The organism is Flavobacterium daejeonense DSM 17708 (genome assembly GCF_000425425.1).
Classification (GTDB): Bacteria; Bacteroidota; Bacteroidia; order Flavobacteriales; family Flavobacteriaceae; genus Flavobacterium; species Flavobacterium daejeonense.
In genome coordinates this window covers 90130-115271 of record NZ_AUDK01000011.1, presented here as the reverse complement: position 1 = coordinate 115271, position 25142 = coordinate 90130, and the positions used below count along the sequence as shown (strand labels likewise).

The window sequence follows — 25142 nt, the reverse complement described above, 5'->3', positions numbered from 1 at the left end:
ATTTACCTATGAACTTTACAGATCAAGTACAGGATTTTGTTTATAATTTACTCAAAGATAAACTTTCTAGTTCATTTTTATACCATAATTTCAACCATACTACTGATGTGGTTTCGGCCGTAAAAACACTTGCGCAAAGCGAAAGTATGGATGATAAAACCATTGAAATGCTGGTGGTTGCAGCCTGGTTTCATGATACAGGTTATGTTAACGAACCGGATAATCATGAAGAGGCAAGTGTGCAAATTGCAGCTGAATTTTTAAAAGCTAATGGAAAATCCGAGGATTATATCGCGCAGGTAAGTGCTTTTATTCGGGCGACTGTTTATCATAATATTCCGCAAAGTATTGAAGAAAAAGTAATTAAAGATGCTGATTTCTTCCATTTTACTACCGAAAACTATTGTGATCGTTGTGAACTTTTAAGAAGCGAATGGAAAAATGTAAAGTGTAAACAGGTTTCAGATTTAGAATGGGCGCAGGAAAATTTAAATATGCTCACCCAATGTCATCAGTATTATACGGATTATGCAAAAGAAAACTGGCAGCCTTTGAAAGAAAAAAATATTCGCTTAATTCAGGGAAAAATCAATAAGATGGAAGAAGGAACGACTCCTAAAAAATCTAAAAAAAATAAGGAAGCTAAGGCTGCTAAAGTCTCTAAACCTGATCGTGGCATTGACACCTTGTTTAGGATAACTTTGAGTAATCACACCCGATTGAGTGGCATTGCCGATAGTAAAGCCAATATTTTATTGTCCGTAAATGCCATTATCATTTCAATCGCATTATCTACGATAGTGCCTAAATTAGACAGCCCGGGAAACGCTCATTTAGTGATTCCTACGTTTGTGATGCTTACTTTTAGTGTGATTTCTATCATTTTTGCCATTTTGTCCACGAGACCTAAAGTAACCAGCGGCACTTTTACCCGAAAAGACATTGAAGACCGAAAAGTGAATTTGTTGTTTTTTGGGAATTTTTACAAAATGCCATTGGATGAATACGAATGGGCGGTTAATGAAATGATGAATGACAATACTTATTTGTACAATTCGATGATTAAGGATTTGTATTTTTTGGGTGTTGTTCTCGAAAGAAAATACAAATTGCTCCGCATTACTTATAATATTTTTATGTTTGGAATTATAGTGTCTTTCTTGGCTTTTTTCATCGCTTTTTACATTACCAGAAATTAATCTAAAGCACTTAATAATTCTTTGTACGTATAAGTTGTGTCTAAATTTTCATCGGTATTCATGACTTTGATTCGGATGGCTTTTAGTCCGTAAACGCCTTGTAATTCTTCGACTTCAAATTGTTCAATAGCAGGTTCTAAGATGTTTTTGAACTGAAGGAATTTGATGTATTTTAAATATTCAACTTCTTCGTATTGATGCGAATAAACAATCGTAATTTTCTCTTTTTGCGTAATTCTTTCGTTGGTTCCTTTAATATGGGCTTTGTCAATACGTTTTTTAACTACTTCATAGCGGGCATTGTAAGTGCCATCAACATCAAAACGCTTTTCGTCCATTCGAAAGCGGATGGAAATTGGCGAACTGAAAACTAATATCAATGAGCTGACTTCCAAATTATACGGCAAAACTTTTTTTAAGCGATGGTGTTCCAGTTCCATCTTGCATAAAGTTTGCAATTGCCACAATCTCAGGTTGTTTAAATACATTATATTAAAGGATTGCGCAGGAGTAATGCTGGCACCAATATATAAATTGTGTTCTACACCGTCGGTTTTAAAGCGTTCGTAATAATGTGGAAAAATACTTTGCGCTTCGTTTTGTTCCTGATCTAAAACATCGGCCATTTTTTTATTGACGATAGCCATCGCTTCGTCAAATTGTTTTCGGGCCTGATAAAACAGTCCGGTTTTAACATCCAGATTTTCAAAATAGCTTGCAATCAAATTTTGATCTTCGGCGTCAATAATTGAATTGTTCAATAAAGGATGAATTTCTTTATCAATATAATTTTGAATTTGTTGTTCGGTATCGGCCTTTAATTCTTTTGTTAATTCGCCTAAAAAAGAATGTATTTCAAATTTTTGTTGTTCTAACAAAGGAATTTTGCGAATACTTTTTGATTTTTCAAAAATTCTTAAAATGCTTTCTAACTGATTTTTTAAATCTTCTTTTACTGTGTTGTTGCGGTGTTCGGAAGATTTATTAATATCAATTTGTCCGTAAAGCGGATAGACTTCTTTGAAAACAATTTCTTTAAAATTGTAGTTTGTATTGGAAGCGTTAGTTTGCAAATATTTTTGTGCTTCGGCTTTGAATTTCCAGTAAACGCTGGAATGAATAGCCGTATATTCTCTTTGAATAACCGCTTCAATTTGATTTTGTAAATCGGTGTTGTAGCGCTCTAAAGTGTTGACAATATTAGGAAGTATTAAATTGAGATTGTTTGCATTAATACTGTTTAATTGTCGGGCAGTGCCCGAAACCAGCTCGATAACGCCCAGTAATTTACCTTCTTTGGCAATAGGAGTAAAGATGCAACTTTTAATATTTTGTTCTAATAATATTTGAGCAAAATTTTCATTTCCCGGAATTTGGGCAAAAGCCTCCACATTAGAAATGGTAAAAAGCTCCTGCGTTTCTAAAAGTTTGTTCAAAGAACAGCCTAAAAAGGCATTGCAACAGGCTACTTCGGTTTTGTTTTGAAGTATAAAACTTCCCATTTTTGCTTTTTCAAAAGGCAATTTGGTAAATGTTTTTTCTTCATCGTTATACAAACTGATTCCGATTCTTAAATCAGGAATTTTGAAAAAAGATCTGAAAATGTTTTCTAAAGTATTATCGTTTTCTTCAGGATCTTTTTTACTTCTTAAAAGATTACTTTTTAGGTTGGAAATAGCACTTTCTTTAGTAGCATCAAAAAGGCTGATGATTCCAAAACCTTTTAAAACCCAGCTTTCCAAAGGGAATTTTTCTTTCCACAGCGCCACATTTCCAAAGTTATCCATGAGTTCGTCTATGTCTTCCGAACTCAAATCAGGAGCTTCGGCTAAGGGATATATTTCTATAAAATCGGCGTTGTAAAGAATTCGATAATGATAGATTACATCATTGGCATCGGGAATATCATAAAATAAAGGTTTGTTATAATCAAAATTTTGTTTGTAATAAGCATTCAAAATCAAAATACAGCTGAGAACATAAAACTGATCCTGATTAAAATCACGGATGGTCAAGTCGAAATTTCCGGCGTTTTTAATGATTTTTTTAAATCTTTTGGTGTAATTGAAGGTTATATTCTGAAACGGAATAGTAACCGCCTTAATTTCATTATTAGTCAATGCCGTCGGGAATAAATCGGCAAGTAAATTTTTAATAAGTTTTTTGTTGTCCGTAATTATAGCTAAATCTTCGATCCCGGTTCTAAATTCGGGAATATGTTCGGTTTCTTTTAGTAACGATTTAGCGTAATTAGAGCGGTAATCAACATCTGATAAGGCAATTTCTTCCAGTGTCTCAATGAGTTTATGAAAAGAAATAAGGGTTTTGAAAGGACTCTCTTCAAATAAACGATGATTCATCTTGATTTTTGTTTAGCTTACAAAAATAGTGAATTATCCTGTTAGGACTGTTTTTATTTGAAATAGAAAAAAGAGATTTTAGTGTTGTTTTACTAAAATCTTTTTTTGATAAAAAGAGATTAAGGCTTCGTTCACTTCTTTCAATTCGGGAGTTAAATAGGTAATATCGCCTTCTTCGTCATTTGTTAACTCCATTTGACATACCGTACATTTATATTCTTTTAAGTGATTAGTAATGTTTCTGGAGGTAATCATTTTATGACCAAAAATGGAACATACAATCTTTTTACCAGTAATCAGTGCTTTGAAATCTGTTAAATTCATAATAAAAAGTAGGTTAATTTTGTTTGGGAGTGATAAAAATAGAAAATTATAGATAAAAATACTTAAAAAATCGACTAAGTACGCTTTTTTGATAATTTCATAAGTATAAACTTATTTTCTATTAAATGATTTTAAAAAAAAATCTCCAACTGCCTAAGCAATTGGAGATGAATTAAGTAGTGAATTGTAAACTAACTAGGATTTTTGCTCTTTATTGAAATAAACCAGGTAATAATACATTTGTTTTTCTTCGTCCCAGCCTTTTTCTACAAATTTTTCAGCACTTTCCGGATTAATAAAATCCATCTTAATCTGAATGTTAGTATCCAGATTGATAACGTTTTTAATTGATTTTCGGGCATCACTTACGGCGGCATTTGCAATTGGGAATGAAGTGACATCCTCAATGCTGTATTTTTCGCCTTTGTCAACTTTGTAGTTTTTAAATTCAGGAATCAAGTCCGGATTATCCAAAACTTCGTTTAAGAACTCTGTTTCTTCAAATTCATCATTTTTGGCAAAATAATTCACCGAACGGTTCATGAACATTACTTCTTCTTTTTTGTCTTCGGCAGGGAAAACTACGTCTTTGGCAAAATTTTGACAAAATTTCAAATACTTTTTAGTGATGAAGTTTTCGTCTTCAAAAGCATCTACCGATAAGAAATGCTCTAGCCAGTAGCGGGCATCATAACGGTTGCTGTCCACTGTCAGGATTTTGTAACCTTCTTCTTTTTTATGATTAAAAATCAAACAGCCTTTGTCTAATTTATTCAAATTGATTCCCTGTAGTAAAATCATCTCCAGATTAGATTCTTTTTCTTCAAATTGCAGGAAATCTGTTTGCAATTCGCTTTTAAAGATTCCGATAGCATCTACAGGCGTATTATCGATGTTTACGTTAGTTAAATAAGTTACATAAACTTCTCCGTTTTTGATGTGCGGATGATTGGATTGTTCAAAAAGATGTTTGGTGATTTTTTTGGAAGTTTCATGTAAACTCCCCGGATTGTTAAAAATCTCAGAAGTGTATTTGTACATGTCATTATAATCCAAATCGACTTCGTGAGCAAACTGATAATAGTTTTCTTCTTTTTCACGAAATGGTTTCAGGAAAAATTCTTTGATAAGCGGAACAATTTCGTCCTGAAGGTTAAAAGGCTGCTCCGATAAAAAGATAGCTTCATTTCGGCTTTTATTTCCTACCCGGTGGATAGAAAGGGTCTCAATGTGTGCGTTGAATAGGTTGATCATTTTTTGAAGTGGCTGAGGTTCTAAGTTTCTGAGGTTTTGTGTATGTTAGTTTCGTTCTTTTAATTTTTTAATGAAAGAAACTAACATACGTTCGATCTCTCGACTGTCCTCAAATATATTATTGAATTCGTTTTCGTTTAAATAGTTAATATTCTTTGCAATCTCCAATTGTGTTTGTAATTCAAATAAAGAACCAATGGAAATATTTAAAAATCGTAAGAAGTCCTGTTTGCTTTCCCGTCCAAAGCCTTCGGCAATATTACTTGGGATAGAAATGGCACTTCTCCTAATCTGTGAAGTTAAGCCAAAAATTTCTTCTTTTGGAAATTGATTTGTTGATTGGTAAATTTGTGTGATTAAGGTCATTGATTTTTGCCAAATCAAAAGGTCTCTAAATGTACTCATCTTTCTTTAAATTTAAATTTTATTAAAAATAAGAAAAACTTAACAACTCAGTGACTTAGAACCTTAGGAACTAAAAAACTAATTCCAATTTTCTTCAAATCCGTAATCTTCGTAGCTGTCGTCTCCTTCAAACATATCCATGTCGTCATCGTCTAAGCCGTCTTCAAATTCGTCATAAAAATCATCTGCATTGTCTGCTTCAAAGTTTTTCTCCAAAGCTTCATCAGGCATTTCGCCATGAGCAAATAAAGTTTCCGGATAAGTGGCTCCGGCAGTTTGATCTTCAATTGCTGCAAGTTCTACTAAGAAAGTCCACATATTGATAAAATCATATACATAGATAATTTTAGTGTTTTCTTCGTCAAGAATATCCGAAAGTTTATAATCGCTCATGATGCGTTGTTCTCCGGGAACATCGCCGGTGTCAAAAAGTGAAATTTCATCTTCCTGATTCCAGGTGTCATCACAAGTGTAAAAAGAAGCAACCTCCATACCATCAAATCCAAAAGAATTAAAGATAGCGTTGTGTAAATCTTCTAATGTATCGTCTTCCAAGATGGCGATATCTCTGAAAATATCTTCTTCTGCGTCTAAGATTACTCTAAATTTATAAACCATAATCGTCATTTTTATAAAAGCCAAAGGTACATTTAATCCTTTTTAATCCCAATGCGATTTGTGAAATTTTATCAAAAAAACAGCGAGGGTTTGGTTGTGAATTAGTTGCCTTTTATCAGCCGTTTGATACTTCTTAAATAGCGTTTGTGATAGGTGCTGTGCGCCGGGTATCTTCGGCTTGAAGTCATGTTGTTAAAAATTAAGGCGGTAAATAGCAGGATAAGCACTCCGGTTAAAACCGGCGATAGAACATACCAATAGCCTAAAGCTTTAATTTTTTGTGTTCCAATGATAGCAATCAAAGCCGTAGCTCCTCCTGGCGGATGCAGGGTTTTGGTTATTTGCATCATCACAATCGATAAGGAAACAGCCAGAGGCGCAGTAATAAATATAGTATCCGGAAATAATTGATGAACTGTCACTCCGATAAAAGCTGAAATTAAGTGTCCTCCAACCAAATTTCGGGGTTGGGAAAACGGACTTTCGATGATTCCATATACCAAAACGCTCGAAGCGCCAAAAGAACCTATTAAATATACCACATCCTGATGTGAGAATTGCTGGCTTTGGAAATAGGCAATCAGTCCGATGCCAACAAAGGAACCTAAAAAGGACCAAAATTGTTCTTTGTAATCAATTAAAGTTTCTTTGTAAAGGATGTAACGGGTTTTGCGGTAACCGCGTTTGATTTTGTGTGTTGGCATGATTTTAAAATTTAAATGCTGGGAGCAAAGGTGTAAACCGTATTAGGGTAAATCATTTTGGCTGTATATTTTGAAATGAAACAGGCTGCCAGAATTGGGAAAAATAAGGTGTAATTATTGGTCAGACCACAAACTAAAAAAATTGCGGTAAACGGAGCATGAATACTCGCACTTAAAACAGCAGCCATTCCGATAACCATAAAATTCATTGGGATAATTTGGGTATCAAAAAAAGTATTGAGTACCGAAGCAACTAAAAGTCCCAAAAAAGCCCCAATAAAAAGGCTGGGAGCAAAAACGCCACCGTCGCCACCGGAAGCCAGTGTAACGGAAGTAACAACCGGTTTTAAAAACAATATTCCTAAAAAGCTGAAGGCTAATGTAAGTGTTAAAGGAATTTCGTTATGGGTTGAAGTAATTGTTTTGATGGCATGATAACCTTCGCCGTAAAGCTGCGGAAAAATAAAAAGAGAAATGCTTAATACAACGGAACCAAAGATGATTTTGTAATAATGCGTTTCAATTTTGGCAAATTGTGCTTTGAAGAACAACACGCATTTCGTTAAATAAACCGAATTTATTCCCGCTAAAATTCCCAGTAAAATAAAATATGGAATCGCTCTTAAATGCCAGTTTGCAATCTTAACGGCAAAAAGAGGTTCTTCTTTTAAGAGCGTTAACAACCCAAAAGAAATAGAAACGGCAATTAAATTTGAAATGATAAAGGCACGGGTAATTTTTCTTGAAATAACTTCTATAGCAAATAAGATTCCGGCGATGGGACTGCTGAATAAAGCAGTGATTCCGGCTGCTACACCTGCACAAATTAATTCGGTTTTGTACTGACGGAAAATATTTTCTTTTTGGTGCGCTACCGAACCAATAGTAGCTGTAGCCACCACTGTTGAAACTTCGATTCCGGTAGAACCGCCAAAAATTACAGTTAGTAATCCATTAATCGTATGCGATGGGATCTTGTAAGAAGGAAGGTTTTTGGTTTTTGAATTAGTGCTTTCAAAAACTTCTTTGATGCCTTTGTTTTCTTTTTTCTTAAAAAGATATTCTCGCAGAAAATAAATTACCGATAAGCCAAAAACCGGAAAAAGAATATAGAAAAAGGGGTTTACGCTTGCCTGATGAAAGAAAATCTCTTCATAATATTCGGTAATTTTTTTTAGACTAATTCCTAAAAAAGCAGAAAGAAAACCAATTAAAAGAGAGACGATTACTAGTTTTTTAAATTTAATAAGGTGGTAGTTTTTTTTAATTTGTGCAGTAGTTTTCATTACTTGAAATCTTTAATGAATGGCAAAATTATATAAAAAAACAAAAAACCTGCGTTTTCGCAGCAAAAAACAAGTTTTTTTTAACTATAGAAAAAAGTCAAATATCTGTTTTTGATTTAGATTACTAATGAGATTTTATAATGAGAGGGTTTGTTAATCTGGTTTTTTGGGGTTTAGAAATAAATTAAGAAATTAAAGTTCGTAAAGTTCTATAGGTAATAAATCAGGGTCGGTAATGAAAGTAAAACGTTTTCGAGTGAATTCATCAATTCGAATTGGCTCTGCAATAATGTTTTTTGAATTCAAAAAAGAAACATTCTTATCTAAATTTTCAACGGCAAAAGCTAAATGACGCAATCCGCAGGCTTCCGGATTAGAGGGTCTTTCAGGTGGGTTTGGGAAAGAAAATAATTCGATGCAGTAATGTTCGTTGATGGCTAAATCGAGTTTGTATGATTTTCGGTTTTCGCGATAAACTTCCCGGATTATTTTCAGTCCGAGGATTTCGGTGTAAAACTGTTTGGATTTTTCGTAATCAGAACAGATGATAGCAATATGATGGATGTTTTTTAGAGACAGCATTTTGATAGTAGTTGGTTATTGATTCAGTTTTCGAATTACTTTGGCGGGATTGCCAACGGCGAGTGAGTTGTCGGGGATGTTTTTGGTGACAACCGAACCGGCGCCAATGACGCTTCCTTTTCCGATGGTTACTCCGGGACAAATGACCGAATTGCCACCAATCCAACAATCGTCTCCGATAGTTATGGGTAGGGCATTTTCAAGTGTCTTTCTGAGTTCGGCATCGAGCGGGTGAGTGGCGGTGTAAAGTTGTGTTGCCGGACCAAAAAATACATTCGAACCAATAGTGACTTTTGCGCAATCAAGAACCACGCAGTTGACATTGAAATAGATGTTGTCTCCGCAAAAAATATTATAACCGTAATCGCAATGAAAAGGTGGTTCGATGTATAAATTGTTTCCGGCGTTTGGGATGAGTTCTTTTAAAATTTCTTTCGCTTTTTTAGTTAGTCGGTATTCAGTTACATTGAGTCGGTGGAGTAAATTTTTAGCTCTTCGACGGTCTTTTATCAAGGTAGGGTCTCCGGCTAAATAATAGTCTTTGTTAATCATTTTTTCTTTCTCAGTTTTCATGTTTTTTGGGTTGCTTTTTTAGAGGTTATTTTTGGTGTTTTTTTCGGGTCAAAAAAGAGGTCTTTTTTAGTGTTGAAAAAGAGTCTGAAATAAGTGTTTTTTTAAGCTGGTTTTTAGGTGTTTTTTTGTTGCTTGTAAAGATAGGTTAAAAATGTAAAAGGACTGTTTCGGAGAAGAAGTAGTTTTAATAATTGCCTGGAAAAATAGTTCTTCTTGTTTGTGAGTTGTTAAAATGAAATTAAGAAAGGGGATTGTTTTTTTGGGGCAGATTGTTGTCTTTTTTGTGTTTGTATCTAAAGGATTTTTTTGATTGTTGTTTACTTAAAGTAATTGTTTAGATTAATCACTTTAAATTTTTAATTATGTTTTAGTGTTTTAACTGGTTTGGGTTTTCAATACGTGTTTTTGTTGTTTTTGGCTTAAAAACAACAATGTTAATTTTTTAGTTTAATTAATTATATATAAAAATCTGGTATTTAATTTTTTAATATATTAGTATAGATTATTTCTATGGTGATTTTTTAAAAGTTTTTGAGGTCGTATTTGTATTTTTTGATAATATAAAGAAGCTTATAGTTCGAAAAAAATTAAAAAAAATAAAATTAACTTTTATCAGTTATGTGTTGTGAAAATAGTTTTTATTTTTAAACCAGTAATTGTTTTTTTTTTGATGTTTTTCAGGCGGAATTTAGTCTTGCCGGATTTGTGGTTTTTGGGAAATTCGGATTATCTAAAAATGATTTTTTGCTTGTTGGTTTTTTAACTTATTTATGGGTTGTTTTTTTAGAGGTTGTTTTTTCTTTTTGAAATTTCGATTTTTAGGGGTGTTTTTTCGGGGTTGGAAACTTGTTTTTTTTGGGTGATTTCGAGGTGTTTTTTTAGCTTTTTTTGAAGTGTTTTTCGGAGTTGAAAAATATCAGAAATATATCTGTGAAAAAGGTTCTTTTTTGAGGTGAAAATTAGCTGTTTTTTCAGACTGTTTTTTTGATAAAATGTTCCTTTTTGAAGTAAGAAAAAATGGAAATAAAGAATGTTGTTTTGATATTGTTGAGCAATAATTTTTTGTTAATGAAGTTCGGAAAACAATTAAAAGATTGTAAATTCGTTTGGTCTATAATTTAAAAAAACGAATATGAAATATTATGTTTTAGCAGTAGCGGCATTTCTTTTTTCGGTACAAATTCAGGCGCAAAAAGTAGCTGTTTTTGATTCCTATTCTGATTTAGAAAAAGCCGTTTTGGGAGATGAAAACACCACTTATGTAGTCAATTTTTGGGCTACCTGGTGTGCTCCCTGCGTGAAAGAATTACCCTATTTCGAACAGTTAAATTCCGAAAATAAAAAGCTAAAAGTAGTGCTCGTAAGTTTGGATTTTAAGACACAATATGAGACAGCATTATTGCCTTTTTTGAAAAAAGAACAGATACAATCGGAGGTGGTTTTGCTTACGGATAAGGATTATAATACATGGCTTCCTGCTGTAGATGAAGATTGGTCGGGCTCCATTCCGGCTACTTTAATTCTTAAAAACGGGAAAAATTTTTTTGTAGAAAAGATGTTTTCTGACTACAATGAGTTAAATCAATATGTGAATTCAATTATTAATTAACAGTTTTTATTATGAAAAAATTATCGGTTTTGTTATTGTTTGTTGCTGTGCTATTGGTATCAGCTTTTACGGTTATAGCTCCTTCTGGCTATAAAATTGGTGATACCGCTACTGATTTTAAGCTAAAATCGGTTGATGGGAAAATGTACAGTATGTCAGATTATAAGGGCGCAAAAGGTTTTATTGTTGTGTTTACCTGTAATCATTGTCCTTTTGCTAAAAAATACGAGGATCGTATTAATGATTTGGCTAAAAAATATAAGTCTAAAGGCTATGTTTTATTAGCAATTAATCCAAATGATCCGTCCGTGCAACCTGATGATAGTTATGAATTAATGCAAAAAAGAGCTAAAGAAAAAGGATTTGTTTTTCCTTATTTATTTGACGAAGGGCAAAAAATTTTTCCACAATACGGAGCGACTAAAACGCCTCATGTGTTTTTATTAGATAAAAATCGTGTGGTAAAATACATCGGAGCGATTGATGATAATGTGGATAGTGCGGCTGAGGTGAAAGAGAAATATCTTGAAAATGCGATTGCTGCCCTGGAAAGCGGAAAAGCACCTTCTCCGGAAGTGACTAAGGCTATTGGTTGCAGTATTAAAGTTAAAAACTAACTTTTTGAAAAATAGCAGAAGAAGAGTAGGTGAAGAGCCTACTCTTTTTGTTTGATACAGTTTTTCCTAATGATAATTAAAACAGGGATTAGGAGTGAGTAAGCGATGAAAAAAGGAATGATGTGTTCTGTCCATCCCATAGCCAGCATTAATCCGATTAAGAGTAGTTGAAATCCTAATCCGTAAAGGGAAACTAAGGTCATAAACCAATGGGGGAAGTTGGATAAAGCCGCAGCTGAATAGTCTAATTTTTGAATGATTTTGTCAAAAACTCCATAGCTCATTTGGTAAGATTTGAATAGGATTCCAACCCATTTTTGGCTTTCTCCGGCAAAGGCTTTCGGTATTTTGTTTTCGAAAATTTGGCTTGTTTTGTCGGCTCCTTTGCATTTGGAGCGCAAAATAACATAATAATAATTGTATAAAGTTCCCTGTAATTCGATGCAAAAGAAAGCCAGAAGTGTGGCCTGAAAGGAACTGTCGGAAACGAAACAGATAGCGGTTAAAATTAAAAAGTTAAGAAGCATATCCAATAAACTATCCAGATATCTTCCGGTGTAAGAAGGCGTTTTTCTGATTCGGGCCAATTCGCCATCGGCTGCATCGATTATTGATTTTAAAATTAGAAAAAAACAAGCCCAATACTGGTGATTGCTGAGAATACAGTATATGGCAATTAAGCCCGAAACTCCAAAAAGCAAGCTTACATGAATAGGTGTAAAACGCGTGTTTTTTAGTGTTTGGGCAATTTGGGTTCCTGCAGTTCTTCCGTAATCTGAGAAATCAAGAAATTTGTCTTTTGTAGCAAGTTTGGCCATTTTTTACAAATGAATAAGAAAAATGCGATATAGTCTATTATAAATATAGGTAAAAAAATCGTATTTAAGCTGATTGCGGGATAAGACAGTTTGTGAAATAGTAATAAATTAAAGTATAATATGTCATTAAGTTAAATAAAAAACAGCAGGCAGATTATGCCGATTTGTTCATTGTTTTCTGCTCAAATCTGCAAAATCTGCGTGAAAATAAAAAATAACAATCTTATTTAGACAATCGGTGGAGGCTGTAAGTCATAGCCGAAAGCAGGAAAAATGCGTTGATTTGGTGAATTAAACCCAGCCATAACGGAACTCCGTAAAGTAAAGTAAAAACTCCTAGTGCAAATTGTACAAAAACAAGAAATACCAACGTTTGAATTCCTTTTTTCTGGTTAAAGTCTAAATTGAATTTTCGGCTTTTGAAGTATAAATAAAGCATTATTCCAACAACTACATAAGCTAAAGTTCGGTGGATAAACTGCACGCCGCTTTTCCCTTCAGTAAAACTCAAAAGTAAATTGTCCTGTTCCAGAAAAACACTGTCGTGAATAAATCGTCCGTCACTCATTAAAGGCCAGTGATTGTGGATTAAGCCTGCGTTTAAACCGGCAACAAATCCACCGTAGATAATTTGTAATAACAAGAAGAATAAAGCGTATCTGGCGATATTGCGAAGTGATTTTTCAACATTTCTCTTTACCGGATAAATTAAATCTAAAGCTACCCAAAGTGTGTAGGCAAAGGTGATAAAGGCGAAAGTAAGATGAAGTGCCAATCTGAAATGACTCACATCAGGATCGTTTATTAATCCGCTTTTTACCATAAACCAGCCAAAAAAACCCTGTAAAGCTCCCATTCCTAAAAGAATAATAGATTTTTTGATGGTTGGTTTGTCCAGTCTCTTTTTAATTAAAAACCATACAAAAGGGATGATGAAAACAATTCCTAAAATACGGGCGATAAATCGGTGGAACCATTCCCAGAAATAGATTTGTTTATAGTCTGAAATAGAAAAACCACCGTCTTTGAATTGATTGATTTTTTGGTATTCCGGAAATTGTTTGTAATGTTCAAAAGCTTCCTGCCATTTAGCTTCAGTGAGAGGAGGGAAGGTATCTTTGCCTAAATGCCAATCGGTCATGGACAATCCGGAATTAGTCAATCTGGTGATGCCACCAACAATAACCATTAAAAATATTAATAAACAACCTGAAAATAACCAGATAATTACGGCTTTGTTTTCTTTTTTCATTTTCTTTTTTAGGGTTTCAAAGTTTCAAAGTTTCAGAGTTACAAAGTTTCTTTTATTTTTCGAATAAAAGGACTTAGCATTCTTTCAACTTCTCTACTGTCATTATATAGTAAATTGAAATTTTCTTCATCAATGTATTTTAAATTGTAAGCTATTTCAATTTGTGTTTGGAATTCAAATAAGGATCCAAGTGAAATGGTTAAGAATCTAAGATAATCTTTGTTTGTGTCTCTGCCAAAGCCTTCTGCAATATTACTTGGAATTGAAATAGAACTTCTTCTAATCTGAGAGGTTAAGCTGAAAAGTTCTTCTTTAGGGAAGTTTGAAGTAATCGAATAGCATTTGGTAACTAATACCATTGCTTTTTGCCAAACTTGTAAATCTCTAAATGTTTTCATTTTCAATTATAAATTTATATACAATCTTGTATGCGACTTTATGGAACACTTTGAAAATTTGTTACTTAGCGACTTTGTTACTTAGTGACTTTTTGCAGTCCCATCTTTTCAGCGCGTTTTAATACAAATTGATAAGCAGCTTCATATTCGTTTGGAATTTCACCTTCCAAAATAGCTTCTTTAACCGCTTCTTTCAAAATACCAATTTCTCTGGAAGGTTTTAAATCAAAGATTTCCATGATTTCCTCGCCGGAAATAGGTGGTTGAAAGTTTCGGATAGAGTCTTTTTCTTCTACTTCGACGATTTTTTTACGAACGATTTCAAAGTTTTTATGGTATTTTTTGAATTTCGCCGGATTTTTTGTGGTAATGTCAGCTTCGCAAAGTGTCATCAGATTTTCTACATCTTCGCCGGCATCAAAAACCAAACGACGCACTGCCGAATCGGTCACAATATCTTGCGAAAGCACGATAGGTCTGGAACTCATTACGACCATTTTTTGAACAAATTTCATTTTTTGATTCAAAGGCATGTGCAAACGTTCAAAAATTTTTTTAACCATTTTTCCGCCTAAAAACTCGTGTCCGTGAAAGGTCCAGCCTTGTTTTTTGTTGAATTTTTTGGTTGGAGCTTTACCAATATCGTGCAATAAAGCTGCCCAACGCAACCAAACATCGTCGGTGTTTGGGCAAATGTTATCCACTACCTCTAGTGTGTGGTAAAAATTGTTTTTATGAGTTTGTCCTTCGATTTCTTCCACCTGATTCAACGCGGTTAATTCCGGTAATAAAAGGTTTAAAAGTTCCGTTTTGTATAAAAGCAAAAAACCAATTGAAGGTTTGTCTGTAGCCAGAATTTTGTTCAGCTCATCTACAATACGTTCTCCGGAAATGATTTTGATGCGCTCTGCATTTTTTGTAATTGACTGCAGTGAATTTTCTTCAATTTCAAAATTCAGCTGTGTGGCAAAACGAATGGCACGCATCATGCGCAAAGGGTCATCTGAATAGGTTATATCAGGATCCAAAGGCGTTTTTAGGATTTTGCGTTCCATATCCTTAAGTCCGTCAAAAGGATCTAATAAATCTCCAAAATTAGATTCGTTCAGCGACAATGCTAGCGCGTTAATAGTGAAATCACGTCGGTTTTGGTCGTCTTCCAAAGTTCCGTTTTCCACAATAGGATTGCGACTGTCTCTTGTATAGGATTCTCTTCGGGCACCTACAAACTCGATTTCCGTGTCTTCAAAACGCAACATGGCTGTGCCGTAATTTTTAAAAACCTGAACTTTTGGTTTTTTGGGAAGTAAATCAGAAACTTTTAAGGCTAATTCGATTCCGCTTCCAACTGCAACAATGTCGATGTCTTTTTTAAAATCACGACCTAAAATTAAATCTCTTACAAAACCGCCAATGACGTAGCTGTCAACATTCAATTCTTTTGAAGCCTGAGAGATTATTTTGAAAATCGGATGATGTAAGGATTCTTTGTAGTTCATAGTTAATTACCGCAGATTCGCAGATTATTTTACTTTTTTGTGCGAACAATTCGTTTGTATTCTAGGGAAACTGAATTAAAATTCACTAATAAAGCTAATTCATTTTCAGAAACTTTTAAATAATTTAAGCATTGGTTATAATGACTATTGTTGAAGCAGTCTACAGTTTTAATTTCTAAAATGATAGAGCCGTAAAGGGCAAAATCAGCATAAAATTTGTGATTTAAAACAGTGTTTTTGTATTGTACTGCGTATTCTTTTTCTTTTTCAAACGGAATGTTGTTTTCTTTAAATTCAAATTCTAATGCGTCTTTATAAACGATTTCAGCAAAGCCCTTTCCTAGATTTTTATGTACTTCAAATAAAATTCCGATAATTTTATAAGTTTCATCTGCGGATAAATATTCTTCCATTTTTTTAAATTAAATCTACGAATCTGCGGTAAAAAAAAAACTATTTTCGAATCACTTTCACTTGGCAATCATTAGTCAACTTAATAATGGTTGATGGATTCTGGCAAATTTTATCGCGCTGCAAATTTACAACATAGTCCACGCCTTTTATAATTTCGGGACTGATTTCTTTAAAACTTTTTGGAGTGGGCTCACCGGAAATATTAGCAGAAGTAGAAACCAGAGGTTTTTTCATTCGTTCCAATAATTTATAGCAAAAAGGCTCTTTTACAATTCGAACGCCCAGTGTTTTATCTTCAGCAATAATATTCGGAGCTATATTTCTCGGATTGTCTAAAATTAAAGTGGTTGGTTTCTCAGATAAATCGATAATTTGCCAGGCAACTTCCGGAATATCTTTAAAAACGTTGTACATCATTCGTTCGCCATTCATCAAAACGATCATGCTTTTGGTTTCCTCGCGCTGTTTTAAGGCGTATATTTTTTTTATAGCTTCCGGATTGGTGGCGTCACAGCCAATTCCCCAAACCGTATCAGTAGGATAAAGGATGATGCCGCCTTCTTTGATGATTTCAAAGGCTTTGTGAACCTCTTCGTTTAGATTTTCCATTTTTATGTGTTAGAATTGGATATCAAAAAATGTATGCAAAGAAACGAATAATAATTTTGAAAAAGTAATCCATTGTTTTAGAAAACACATTTTTTAAAAAGGGCAAGGGTGTTGTTTTACTTGGTTTTTTCAATAGGAATACTTTGTTGTAATAGCTATCTTTGCACTCTAAATTAAATTAGGAATGATTGTAAAAATTGATTCTCATTTTCAAAAATTTGCGTCCAATTTGTTGCAAATGGTTGAAAAATTTAAAACTTCCGGACAGCTTTTTGGAGACGGAAAGCGTAATACGATTAAGCTTTTTGAATTAGAAGATATAAAAGTAAATATCAAATCCTTTAAAGTTCCACATCTTATTAATAGTGTTGTTTACAAATATTTTAGGAAATCCAAAGCCAGAAGGTCTTATGAATATGCGGTGCGTTTGTTGGAAAACGGTATCGGAACGCCACAACCTATAGCTTATTTTGAAAATGCCAATTGGTTAGGATTGAAAGATAGTTATTATGTAAGTGAACATTTGGAAGTGGATTTAACGTACAGGGAATTAATTCATAATCCCGATTATCCGGATCACGAGAATATTTTGCGTCAGTTTACACGATTTACTTTTAATTTACATGAAAAAGGAATTGAGTTTTTAGATCATTCGCCTGGGAATACTTTGATAAACAAGGGAGAAAATGGTCAGTATCAATTTTATTTAGTCGATTTGAATAGAATGAATTTTCATGCTTCAATGAATTTTGAACAGCGAATGAAAAATTTAAGCCGTCTTACTCCAAAAAAAGAAATGATTGCCATTATGAGTGATGAATATGCTAAATGTTATAAGTCTAAAAGTCCACAGGAAATTCTTGATACAATATGGAAAGAAGTCTGTCGTTTTAGAGCAGGATTTGAAAGAAAGAAAAGAATAAAGAAAAAGTTGAAATTCTGGAAAGTTTAAAGTTATTTTCGTTTCCCGATTTTATTTTAAAAAGCAAAAATATACTTACATTTGTCCCAATAAAAAAATAGAATGAAAGCATCAGTAATAATGAGTACCTATAATGCCGAAGCATGGTTAGAGAAAGTGCTTATAGGTTTTAGTGTTCAAACAGAAAAGGATTTTGAGATTATTATCGCTGATGATGGTTCGGGTTCAGCTACAAAAGAATTGCTAGATAAATTACGTAAAGAAATAACAATTCCAATTGTTCATGTTTGGCACGAAGACAATGGTTTTCAGAAATCACAAATTTTAAATAAGGCAATTGTAGCTTCTAATTCTGAATATTTGATTTTTACTGACGGGGATTGTATTCCTCGTAAAGATTTTGTTGAAGTGCATTTGAATTATCGGGAAGAAGGGGGTTTTTTATCAGGTGGTTATTTTAAATTACCAATGGATATTTCACAATTAATTTCGAAAGAAGACATTCAAGAACAACGTTGCTTTGATATTAATTGGTTAAAAGAAAATGGACTAAAAAGGAGTTTTAAAAATATAAAGTTCACAGCAAAAGGGAGTTTAGCAGTTTTTCTAAATTGGATAACACCGACAAAAGCTACCTGGAATGGGCATAACGCATCCGGATGGAAAAAAGATCTTGTGGCTATAAACGGCTTTAATCAGGAAATGCAATATGGAGGGCAAGACCGTGAGTTAGGAGAGAGATTATTTAACTACGGATTGAAATCCAAACAAATTCGTTACAGCGCTATTTGTGTACATTTAGACCATAAAAGAGGATATGTAAATGAAGAGACCTGGAAGAAGAATTATGCTATTCGGGAAAATACACGTAAAAATAAAGTTGTACGAACGCCGATAGGAATTGATTCTAATTTTTGATTAAAGTTAAGGAAGATGAAAAAAGTAGCATTAATAATATCTGTATATAAAAATACTCGGGATTTAGAGGTGGTTTTATATTCTGTTGAACAACAAACTTATAAGGATATAGAGGTTATTATCTCCGAAGATGGTAATTCAAGTGAAATGAAAGACTTTGTGAGTAATTATAAGGGGAATTTAGATTTAACTCATTTAACACAAGACGATGTAGGTTGGCGTAAAAATATTGCTTTAAATAATGCCATAAAGTATACTGATTGTGAATATATAATTTTTATAGATGGAGATTGTGTACTCCATCCTGAATTTATTGAGAATCATGTTTTTTTTGCGCAAAAAGACAGGGTTTTGGCAGGGAAAAGGATTAAATTAGGATCAAAATATTCGAATGAATTAAGGCTTTCAAAAAACATAGCTGATTTTTGTAAGCGTATTTTACCTGAGTTTAGGTTGATAAAAAAAGATGGTGCAAAGTTTTGTGAGGAAGGGATATATATATCGCCTCGTTCAGTATTTGGATTTATTCCTAAATTAAGAAGTATGAAACAACTTAAAGGCTGTAATTTTTCATGTTATAAATCGGCATTAGAAACGATAAATGGTTTTGATGAAGATTATGTTTTGCCTGCTATTGGAGAAGATATAGATCTTACTTGGCGATTTAAAGGAATGGGTTTTGAATTATTTTCATTAAGAAACTTTGCTGTTCAGTATCATTTGCATCATAAGGAAAATTGGACTGATCAAAGTGAGAATGAGAGAATCATGTATGGGAAGATTCAAAAAAAACAGTTCATTGCTATAAACGGTTTGGTAAAAAATTAAACAGAGGTGTTTATTGAGTAAAAAAAGAACTTGTTGTGGAAACAACAAGTTCTTTTTTTACTCAATAAACATATTATACCGCTACATCATATTCTCTCAACGCATTGTTTAGAGATGTTTTCAAGTCGGTAGAAGGTTTACGTGTACCAATAATCAAGGCACAAGGAACCTGGTATTCACCGGCGGCGAATTTTTTAGTATAACTTCCCGGAATCACTACTGAACGGGCAGGAACAAAACCTTTCATTTCAACGGGTTCCTCACCTGTAATGTCGATAATTTTTGTTGAAGCAGTCAAACATACGTTAGCACCAAGAACAGCTTCTTTACCTACGTGAACTCCTTCTACTACAATACAACGGGAACCGATAAAAGCGCCGTCTTCAATGATTACCGGAGCAGCTTGTAATGGCTCTAATACACCACCAATTCCAACACCACCACTTAAGTGAACGTCTTTACCAATTTGAGCACAACTACCTACAGTTGCCCAGGTATCTACCATTGTTCCGGCATCAACATAAGCACCAATATTTACATAACTTGGCATCATGATTACACCGCTTGAAATAAATGAACCGTAACGTGCAGAAGCACCCGGAACTACACGTACTCCTTTGGCAGCATAATCTTTTTTCAATTCCATTTTATCGTGGAATTCGAAAATTCCGGCTTCCCAAGTTTCCATTTTTTGAATAGGGAAGTACATTACTACGGCTTTCTTAACCCATTCGTTTACCTGCCATGAATCGCCTTTTGGCTCAGCAACACGCAGTTTTCCTGAGTCTAATAATTCGATAACCTCTCTAATCGCGTTAGTTGTTGTTTCTTCCTGCAACAAAGCTCTGTTTTCCCAGGCTTGTTCTATAATTGTTTGTAAATTGTTCATGATTTAAAATTTTTTGGCAAATATAGGCTTTTTAACTAAAAGCTAAAAAGAGAAAAGTATTGAAAATGTTATATATTTGTATATTAAATTGTTTGGATTATGGAAGCGATTAGATTAGAATTTAAATCAGAAATCAAAGAAAAAATATTAAAATTGTTAAGTGTTTTTTCTTCTGAAGAATTAAAAATTGTTCAGGAAGATCCGGATTTCGATGCAAATAAGAAAAAACTGGATGCTGCTTTGGAGAAGATAAAAAACGGAACGGCTGAAAGTTGTACTTTGGAAGAGTTAGATGCGTATCTGGAAAAGACAATTTCAGAATATGAAAATTGAAATTACTGAAGATTTTAGATTGGATTTAGATAGTCAGATTAGGTATATTTCGAAAGACAAACCTATCGCAGCAAGAAAATTTAAGGCTGATTTAATTAAAAACATAAAGAAAAATTTAGAAAATCCTTTTAATTTTAAGAAATCCAGATATTATGATGATGAAAACATAAGAGATTATGTTTTTAAAGGTTATACTGTTGTCTATTATATAGATACGGAACAAGAAGTTATTTCCGTATTCGGTTTCATAAAATATAAAAACTCTTTATAAATGCCAAGAATACTTTGTATTGATTACGGACAAAAACGTACAGGAATTGCAGTTACCGATGAATTACAAATTATAGCTTCGGGACTAACTACTATTCCCAGTCATACCGCAATTGCTTTTTTAAAGGATTATTTTTCGAAAGAAAAAGTAGAATTGGTACTCATTGGCGAACCGAAACAAATGAACGGCGAACCTTCGCAAAGTGCTTCCATTATTAAGGGATTTGTAACGCATTTTACCAACCATTTTCCGGAGATGAAAATAGAGCGGGTAGATGAGCGATTTACTTCTAAAATGGCCTTCCAAACCATGATTGACAGTGGTTTGAATAAAAAGCAACGTCAAAATAAAGCCCTTATTGACGAAATTTCGGCTACAATCATGTTGCAGGATTACTTATCCCGCAAAATGTTTTAATAATTCTTTGTTAAAACCGCAAAACTTAGTGATAAATGTAACTTTTTCCCTTAGAAAGGCTCTTTTAATTACAAGAATATTAAAGTATCTTTGCCGCCTATAAAAACAATATTATGTCAGATACAACTATACGTTCCCATTGTGATGTGGTTCTTATCGGAGCAGGAATTATGAGTGCTACTTTAGGAATTATCCTGAAAGAATTACAACCCGATTTAACTATTGATATTTACGAAAGATTAGACAATGCTGCAGCCGAAAGTTCAGATGCCTGGAATAACGCCGGAACAGGACACTCCGCTTTTTGTGAATTAAATTATACTCCGGAAGGAAGTGATGGAAGTATCGATCCTAAAAAAGCCATTAGTATTGCTGAATCTTTTGAGGTTTCCCGTCAGTTTTGGGCCTATTTAGCTCAAAAAGGAATTGTAAAATCTCCGGAGAATTTTATCAAAAGAATTCCACATATCAGTTTTGTTTGGGGGGATAAAAATGTAGAATTTTTAACCAAACGATTCAAAGCTTTGCAAGCCAATCCGCTTTTTGAGGAAATGCAGTTCAGTACTGATTTTGCCGAATTGAAATCATGGATGCCATTGGTTATGGAAGGCCGAAAAGAATCTGAAAAAGTAGCCGGAACGTCTATGGCTATTGGTACAGATGTGAATTTTGGTGAATTGACCCGAAATATGTTTCAGTATCTGACTCAAATGGAAGGTGTGAATATGTATTTTGGTCATGAAGTTAAAAAACTAAGACAAAAAGAAAATAAAACATGGAGGATAAAAATCAAAAATTTAAATGATGGTTCTATTCGAAAAGCCTATCCTAAATTTGTTTTCATCGGAGCCGGAGGAGGTTCGTTGCCATTGTTAGAGAAAGCAGATATTCCGGAAGGAAAAGGTTTTGGCGGTTTCCCGGTAAGCGGACAATGGTTGAAATGTACTAATCCGGATGTGATTGCGCAACATGAATCAAAAGTGTACGGAAAAGCTAGTGTGGGTGCGCCACCTATGTCGGTTCCGCATATTGATTCGCGTATGATAAATGGTGAGAAACAATTATTGTTTGGGCCTTTTGCAGGATTCTCAACCCGTTTTCTGAAAAACGGAAAATACTCTGATTTACCAAAGTCGATTCAGTTGGACAATATTATGCCGATGCTAATTGCCGGATACAAAAATATTCCGTTGACTAAATATTTAATTGAGCAGGTGCGTCAATCTCCGGCTGACAGAATTAAAGCTTTGAGAGACTATGTCCCGGGGGCAAAATCTAAAGACTGGGTTTTAGAGCGTGCCGGACAACGTGTTCAGGTAATTAAGAAAGACGAAAAAGAAGGAGGAAAGTTAGAGTTTGGAACAGAGGTGATTACTTCTGCCGATGGAACTTTATCGGTATTACTTGGGGCTTCGCCAGGGGCTTCTACAGCAGTTTCAATTATGATTGATGTAATTAGCAGATGTTATAAAAATGAAATCAAAACTCCGGAATGGCAGGCTAAGTTTAAAGAAATGATTCCTTCTTACGGACAAAAATTAAATGAAAATCCGGAATTGCTTAAAGCAGTTAGAGAAAATACCGCTACCGTTTTGAAATTAAAATAATAGCAATACCACTTTATGAGGAATCCCGTTAGTCATGGCTAATGGGATTCTTTTTTTTCAGACATCAGTAATTCGGTAGTTTTTACAATGTTTTCGGATAAATTGGTCATCCAAATCAATTGTTCAATAACCAATTGGGCTTCCTGCATTTTGATTTGATACGCTTCTTTGTCAATCAATTTGATTTGTTTTAATTCTTTGGAACGAATATTTTTCAACTCTGTTAGTCGTTGATCCAGTTCTTCATTGGACTGCGTTGGAGCGGAATCAGGATTACTGAGTAAATTCATAGCAAATTCTAAATTTCCCAGTACTTTATCCACCACCACATTGAAGGCTTTAGAAGCTTCGGTTGTTTTGTGCGACTGAATATAAGTTCCTAAAGAAGCCAGCGAAGACAATAAAGAATGATTTAGTACCACTAATTTGTAAACCTGAGGCAGTTTGTTTTGTTTGGATTTAGGTTCCTGAAGCATACGCTGAAAAGAAGCCATTAAATTTCCAATTTCAATAAAAGCCTGTTTTCGGGCCAGTCGGTATTCGGTAGAAACTTCTGTTTTTTTATTATAGATAATCGAAATTTCTCTTAGATAATTTCTGTTGGCTTCAATTGCACTTTCAATGTAAACCGGAAGGCTTAAAAATTCCCAGGACGGCCATAAAAAATAATTAGCGAGCAAACACAGAGAAGCGCCCACAATCGTATCTAAAATGCGGTATTCAATCACATTGCCGTTATCAGGAGCCAGGACACCATAAATTAAAACCACATAAATAGTGATAAAGGTGGCGCCAATTTTATAATTGCTGGGATTGAAAGAAAATCCTAAGAGCATGGCAATTATCGCCAGCGTACTAATTACATAAGAATCGTGAATAACCGAAAGTATTCCAAAAGCAATAACACCACCCAGTAAAGTCCCAAAAATACGGTGATACGTACGTTCATTCGTTTGCCCAAATCCCTGTCTCATAATCACTACAATGGTCAGGATAATCCAGTAAACGTTTTCTAATGGAAGGATTTTTCCAATCATGTATCCTAATAAAATGGTAACGGTTATTCGCAGCGAATGCCTGAAAACAGTTGAGGAAAAGCTGAGGTTTTCTACAAAAGTACTCAGCGGATAATATTGGGGTTTTATGAATTTTTCAATGTCTTTGTCGCGTCCTTTGATTAAATCTTTCGAATTAATGTTATCTGTGTAAGCACGTTCTAAAGTGATAATTTTTTCTACCTGTTTTTCAGCATAATGCAGCATGGTAATGAGCATTAATACTTCTTCCGAAGAAGATTTGGTCTTCAAGTTTTTTTTGTAAGAAGTTATTGTTTCTTCAAACTGGTGTAAATCTTCAATCAGATTGTGTTCGGAGGTGTAAGCTTCGTGTTTTTCGATGCTTTGCGACAATAATTTTAAGCTTTTAGCTAAGCTGTAAGCCAGATTTTGATAGGTTTCCAGTGCTTTAGGATAGCTGTCAAATTTTTGATGTAATTTATTATGGTCAAAAGAAGTAGCGATAGCCAGTTCTAATATTTCGACCAAAGAAATAAAACTGAGTAAAAATTTTCGGTTTTGTCCTGAAGAACCTGATTTGGTTCGGTTGGTAATTAGAATTTCCCTAATATTTTCGTGTAAAATATTCAGTTCTACCTGAAGATGCAATTGTTTTTTAGTAATTGCTTTTCGGTTCGAATTAAGTTCCCATAAATCACCACGTAGTTTCAGGTATTTAGCCGTAAGTCGGATGCACTCGGCCATTTGCAATTCGACATAATGATTGGGTTTTATAAAGAAAAAAAGCAGCGAAATAATGGTATAAAATAATCCTCCGGCTAATAAAAGTCCGGCGTAGTGAAGCATTTCCCAACCTGAATTTAAATGTGCAAAAGCCAGTGAAAGCGACAATAAAGCCGAAAAAGAAACCATCGTAGCCCGTTGTCCGTACACCAGAATCATCGAAACACAAAAAATAAGCGTAATGAGTACCGGATAAAAAATCCACGCATAAGGATAACACAAATTGATAATCAGATTAACCCCGGCAATGATAAATGAAGTCACTAATAATCCGTTGATTTTATGTTTCAGATTGCTGGGAATATCACTCGGAAAAGTAAAAAAAGCACCTAAAGCGATGGTAAAACCAATTTGAAAATGATCAAAATAGGAAAATAATAATACGGGAAAAACGGCGGCAATGGTGACTTTCAAAGCATTACTGAAATTGGTGCCGGAAATGAATTTCTGAATTTTTGAAATCATAAATCTTAGGGATTATACACAAAGGTATGAATTGTCGCATTTATCAATGGGATAAATACCTTTGTTTTTAGGATTAAATTTTAAAAACACTATTTATTGTTAATCCCTTTTAAGCATTGTTTAAATTTTACTATTTTTGGCAATCCTAAATTTAGGATTTAAAGCTTTAAAA

The 25142-nt window shown here is 33.9% G+C and carries 27 protein-coding genes; 10 read left to right on the top strand and 17 right to left on the bottom strand.

Annotation, left to right across the window (positions count from 1 at the left end; all coding sequences use genetic code 11):
- The first annotated feature begins 8 nt into the window (after positions 1 to 8).
- Positions 9 to 1199, top strand: coding sequence for a Pycsar system effector family protein (locus H599_RS0109515; RefSeq protein ID WP_026713925.1), 1191 nt, complete (start codon positions 9 to 11; stop codon positions 1197 to 1199).
- Here H599_RS0109515 and H599_RS0109510 read toward each other — a convergent pair.
- The 9 genes from H599_RS0109510 to H599_RS0109465 all read right to left on the bottom strand — a co-directional run bounded on the left by H599_RS0109510 (position 1196) and on the right by H599_RS0109465 (position 9305).
- Entirely contained in the window at positions 1196 to 3559 is a 2364-nt protein-coding gene (locus tag H599_RS0109510) for a GAF domain-containing protein (RefSeq protein ID WP_026713924.1), read from the bottom strand. The genes H599_RS0109515 and H599_RS0109510 overlap by 4 nt on opposite strands.
- A gap of 78 nt (positions 3560 to 3637) precedes the next feature.
- On the bottom strand, positions 3638 to 3883 hold the full coding sequence (locus H599_RS0109505; RefSeq protein ID WP_026713923.1) for a hypothetical protein: 246 nt from the start codon (positions 3881 to 3883) through the stop codon (positions 3638 to 3640).
- 195 nt (positions 3884 to 4078) lie between these two features.
- Positions 4079 to 5137, bottom strand: coding sequence for a nucleoid-associated protein (locus tag H599_RS0109500; RefSeq protein ID WP_026713922.1), 1059 nt, complete (start codon positions 5135 to 5137; stop codon positions 4079 to 4081).
- Positions 5138 to 5182: 45 nt separating this feature from the next.
- Complete coding sequence (locus H599_RS0109495) at positions 5183 to 5542, bottom strand: four helix bundle protein (protein WP_026713921.1); 360 nt, start codon at positions 5540 to 5542, stop codon at positions 5183 to 5185.
- A 78-nt stretch (positions 5543 to 5620) separates the two neighbouring features.
- On the bottom strand, positions 5621 to 6160 hold the full coding sequence (locus H599_RS0109490) for an IS1096 element passenger TnpR family protein (protein WP_026713920.1): 540 nt from the start codon (positions 6158 to 6160) through the stop codon (positions 5621 to 5623).
- 101 nt (positions 6161 to 6261) lie between these two features.
- Entirely contained in the window at positions 6262 to 6864 is a 603-nt protein-coding gene (locus H599_RS0109485; RefSeq protein WP_026713919.1) for an HPP family protein, read from the bottom strand.
- A gap of 11 nt (positions 6865 to 6875) precedes the next feature.
- Positions 6876 to 8150 carry a chloride channel protein gene (locus H599_RS0109480; protein ID WP_026713918.1) on the bottom strand — a complete coding sequence of 425 codons (1275 nt, stop codon included), beginning with the start codon at positions 8148 to 8150 and terminating at the stop codon, positions 6876 to 6878.
- A 192-nt stretch (positions 8151 to 8342) separates the two neighbouring features.
- Positions 8343 to 8732, bottom strand: a complete 390-nt coding sequence (gene gloA2 / locus H599_RS0109470) for an SMU1112c/YaeR family gloxylase I-like metalloprotein (protein ID WP_026713917.1) — start codon at positions 8730 to 8732, stop codon at positions 8343 to 8345.
- A 15-nt stretch (positions 8733 to 8747) separates the two neighbouring features.
- Positions 8748 to 9305: a sugar O-acetyltransferase gene (locus tag H599_RS0109465; protein WP_026713916.1), complete on the bottom strand. Its 558-nt coding sequence runs from the start codon at positions 9303 to 9305 to the stop codon at positions 8748 to 8750.
- A 1132-nt stretch (positions 9306 to 10437) separates the two neighbouring features.
- Between H599_RS0109465 and H599_RS19425 the strand changes: the two genes are divergently transcribed.
- Complete coding sequence (locus H599_RS19425) at positions 10438 to 10914, top strand: TlpA family protein disulfide reductase (RefSeq protein ID WP_051590695.1); 477 nt, start codon at positions 10438 to 10440, stop codon at positions 10912 to 10914.
- Positions 10915 to 10925: 11 nt separating this feature from the next.
- Positions 10926 to 11531: a thioredoxin family protein gene (locus tag H599_RS0109450; RefSeq protein ID WP_026713915.1), complete on the top strand. Its 606-nt coding sequence runs from the start codon at positions 10926 to 10928 to the stop codon at positions 11529 to 11531.
- 38 nt (positions 11532 to 11569) lie between these two features.
- On the opposite strand, the gene H599_RS0109445 is transcribed toward H599_RS0109450, so the two are convergent.
- The 6 genes from H599_RS0109445 to H599_RS0109420 all read right to left on the bottom strand — a co-directional run bounded on the left by H599_RS0109445 (position 11570) and on the right by H599_RS0109420 (position 16521).
- Entirely contained in the window at positions 11570 to 12349 is a 780-nt protein-coding gene (locus H599_RS0109445) for a CDP-alcohol phosphatidyltransferase family protein (RefSeq protein WP_026713914.1), read from the bottom strand.
- Positions 12350 to 12572: 223 nt separating this feature from the next.
- On the bottom strand, positions 12573 to 13601 hold the full coding sequence (locus tag H599_RS0109440) for a COX15/CtaA family protein (RefSeq protein ID WP_026713913.1): 1029 nt from the start codon (positions 13599 to 13601) through the stop codon (positions 12573 to 12575).
- Positions 13602 to 13639: 38 nt separating this feature from the next.
- Positions 13640 to 13999, bottom strand: a complete 360-nt coding sequence (locus tag H599_RS0109435) for a four helix bundle protein (RefSeq protein ID WP_026713912.1) — start codon at positions 13997 to 13999, stop codon at positions 13640 to 13642.
- Positions 14000 to 14076: 77 nt separating this feature from the next.
- Positions 14077 to 15498 carry a CCA tRNA nucleotidyltransferase gene (locus H599_RS0109430; RefSeq protein ID WP_026713911.1) on the bottom strand — a complete coding sequence of 474 codons (1422 nt, stop codon included), beginning with the start codon at positions 15496 to 15498 and terminating at the stop codon, positions 14077 to 14079.
- Between the two features lie 29 nt (positions 15499 to 15527).
- Positions 15528 to 15911 carry a GxxExxY protein gene (locus tag H599_RS0109425; protein WP_026713910.1) on the bottom strand — a complete coding sequence of 128 codons (384 nt, stop codon included), beginning with the start codon at positions 15909 to 15911 and terminating at the stop codon, positions 15528 to 15530.
- 40 nt (positions 15912 to 15951) lie between these two features.
- Positions 15952 to 16521, bottom strand: a complete 570-nt coding sequence (locus tag H599_RS0109420; protein ID WP_026713909.1) for an L-threonylcarbamoyladenylate synthase — start codon at positions 16519 to 16521, stop codon at positions 15952 to 15954.
- A gap of 184 nt (positions 16522 to 16705) precedes the next feature.
- Here H599_RS0109420 and H599_RS0109415 point away from each other — a divergent pair, with 184 nt between their 5' ends.
- From H599_RS0109415 to H599_RS0109405, 3 genes are all read left to right on the top strand, one after another.
- Positions 16706 to 17473, top strand: a complete 768-nt coding sequence (locus H599_RS0109415; RefSeq protein WP_026713908.1) for a lipopolysaccharide kinase InaA family protein — start codon at positions 16706 to 16708, stop codon at positions 17471 to 17473.
- Positions 17474 to 17545: 72 nt separating this feature from the next.
- Entirely contained in the window at positions 17546 to 18361 is an 816-nt protein-coding gene (locus H599_RS0109410) for a glycosyltransferase family 2 protein (RefSeq protein ID WP_026713907.1), read from the top strand.
- Positions 18362 to 18376: 15 nt separating this feature from the next.
- Entirely contained in the window at positions 18377 to 19189 is an 813-nt protein-coding gene (locus H599_RS0109405; RefSeq protein WP_026713906.1) for a glycosyltransferase, read from the top strand.
- 73 nt (positions 19190 to 19262) lie between these two features.
- Here the strand turns inward: H599_RS0109405 and H599_RS0109400 are convergent, their stop codons facing one another.
- Positions 19263 to 20078: a 2,3,4,5-tetrahydropyridine-2,6-dicarboxylate N-succinyltransferase gene (locus H599_RS0109400; protein ID WP_026713905.1), complete on the bottom strand. Its 816-nt coding sequence runs from the start codon at positions 20076 to 20078 to the stop codon at positions 19263 to 19265.
- Between the two features lie 99 nt (positions 20079 to 20177).
- Here H599_RS0109400 and H599_RS0109395 point away from each other — a divergent pair, with 99 nt between their 5' ends.
- From H599_RS0109395 to H599_RS0109380, 4 genes are all read left to right on the top strand, one after another.
- Positions 20178 to 20411, top strand: a complete 234-nt coding sequence (locus H599_RS0109395) for a hypothetical protein (protein WP_026713904.1) — start codon at positions 20178 to 20180, stop codon at positions 20409 to 20411.
- On the top strand, positions 20401 to 20682 hold the full coding sequence (locus H599_RS0109390; protein ID WP_026713903.1) for a type II toxin-antitoxin system RelE/ParE family toxin: 282 nt from the start codon (positions 20401 to 20403) through the stop codon (positions 20680 to 20682). Before H599_RS0109395 ends, H599_RS0109390 begins: the two co-directional genes overlap by 11 nt.
- A complete protein-coding gene (gene ruvX, locus H599_RS0109385) occupies positions 20683 to 21099 on the top strand; it encodes a Holliday junction resolvase RuvX (protein ID WP_026713902.1) in 417 nt (138 codons plus the stop codon).
- Between the two features lie 113 nt (positions 21100 to 21212).
- Complete coding sequence (locus tag H599_RS0109380) at positions 21213 to 22706, top strand: malate:quinone oxidoreductase (protein ID WP_026713901.1); 1494 nt, start codon at positions 21213 to 21215, stop codon at positions 22704 to 22706.
- Between the two features lie 38 nt (positions 22707 to 22744).
- Here the strand turns inward: H599_RS0109380 and H599_RS0109375 are convergent, their stop codons facing one another.
- Complete coding sequence (locus H599_RS0109375; RefSeq protein WP_026713900.1) at positions 22745 to 24970, bottom strand: FUSC family protein; 2226 nt, start codon at positions 24968 to 24970, stop codon at positions 22745 to 22747.
- Positions 24971 to 25142: the final 172 nt, after the last annotated feature.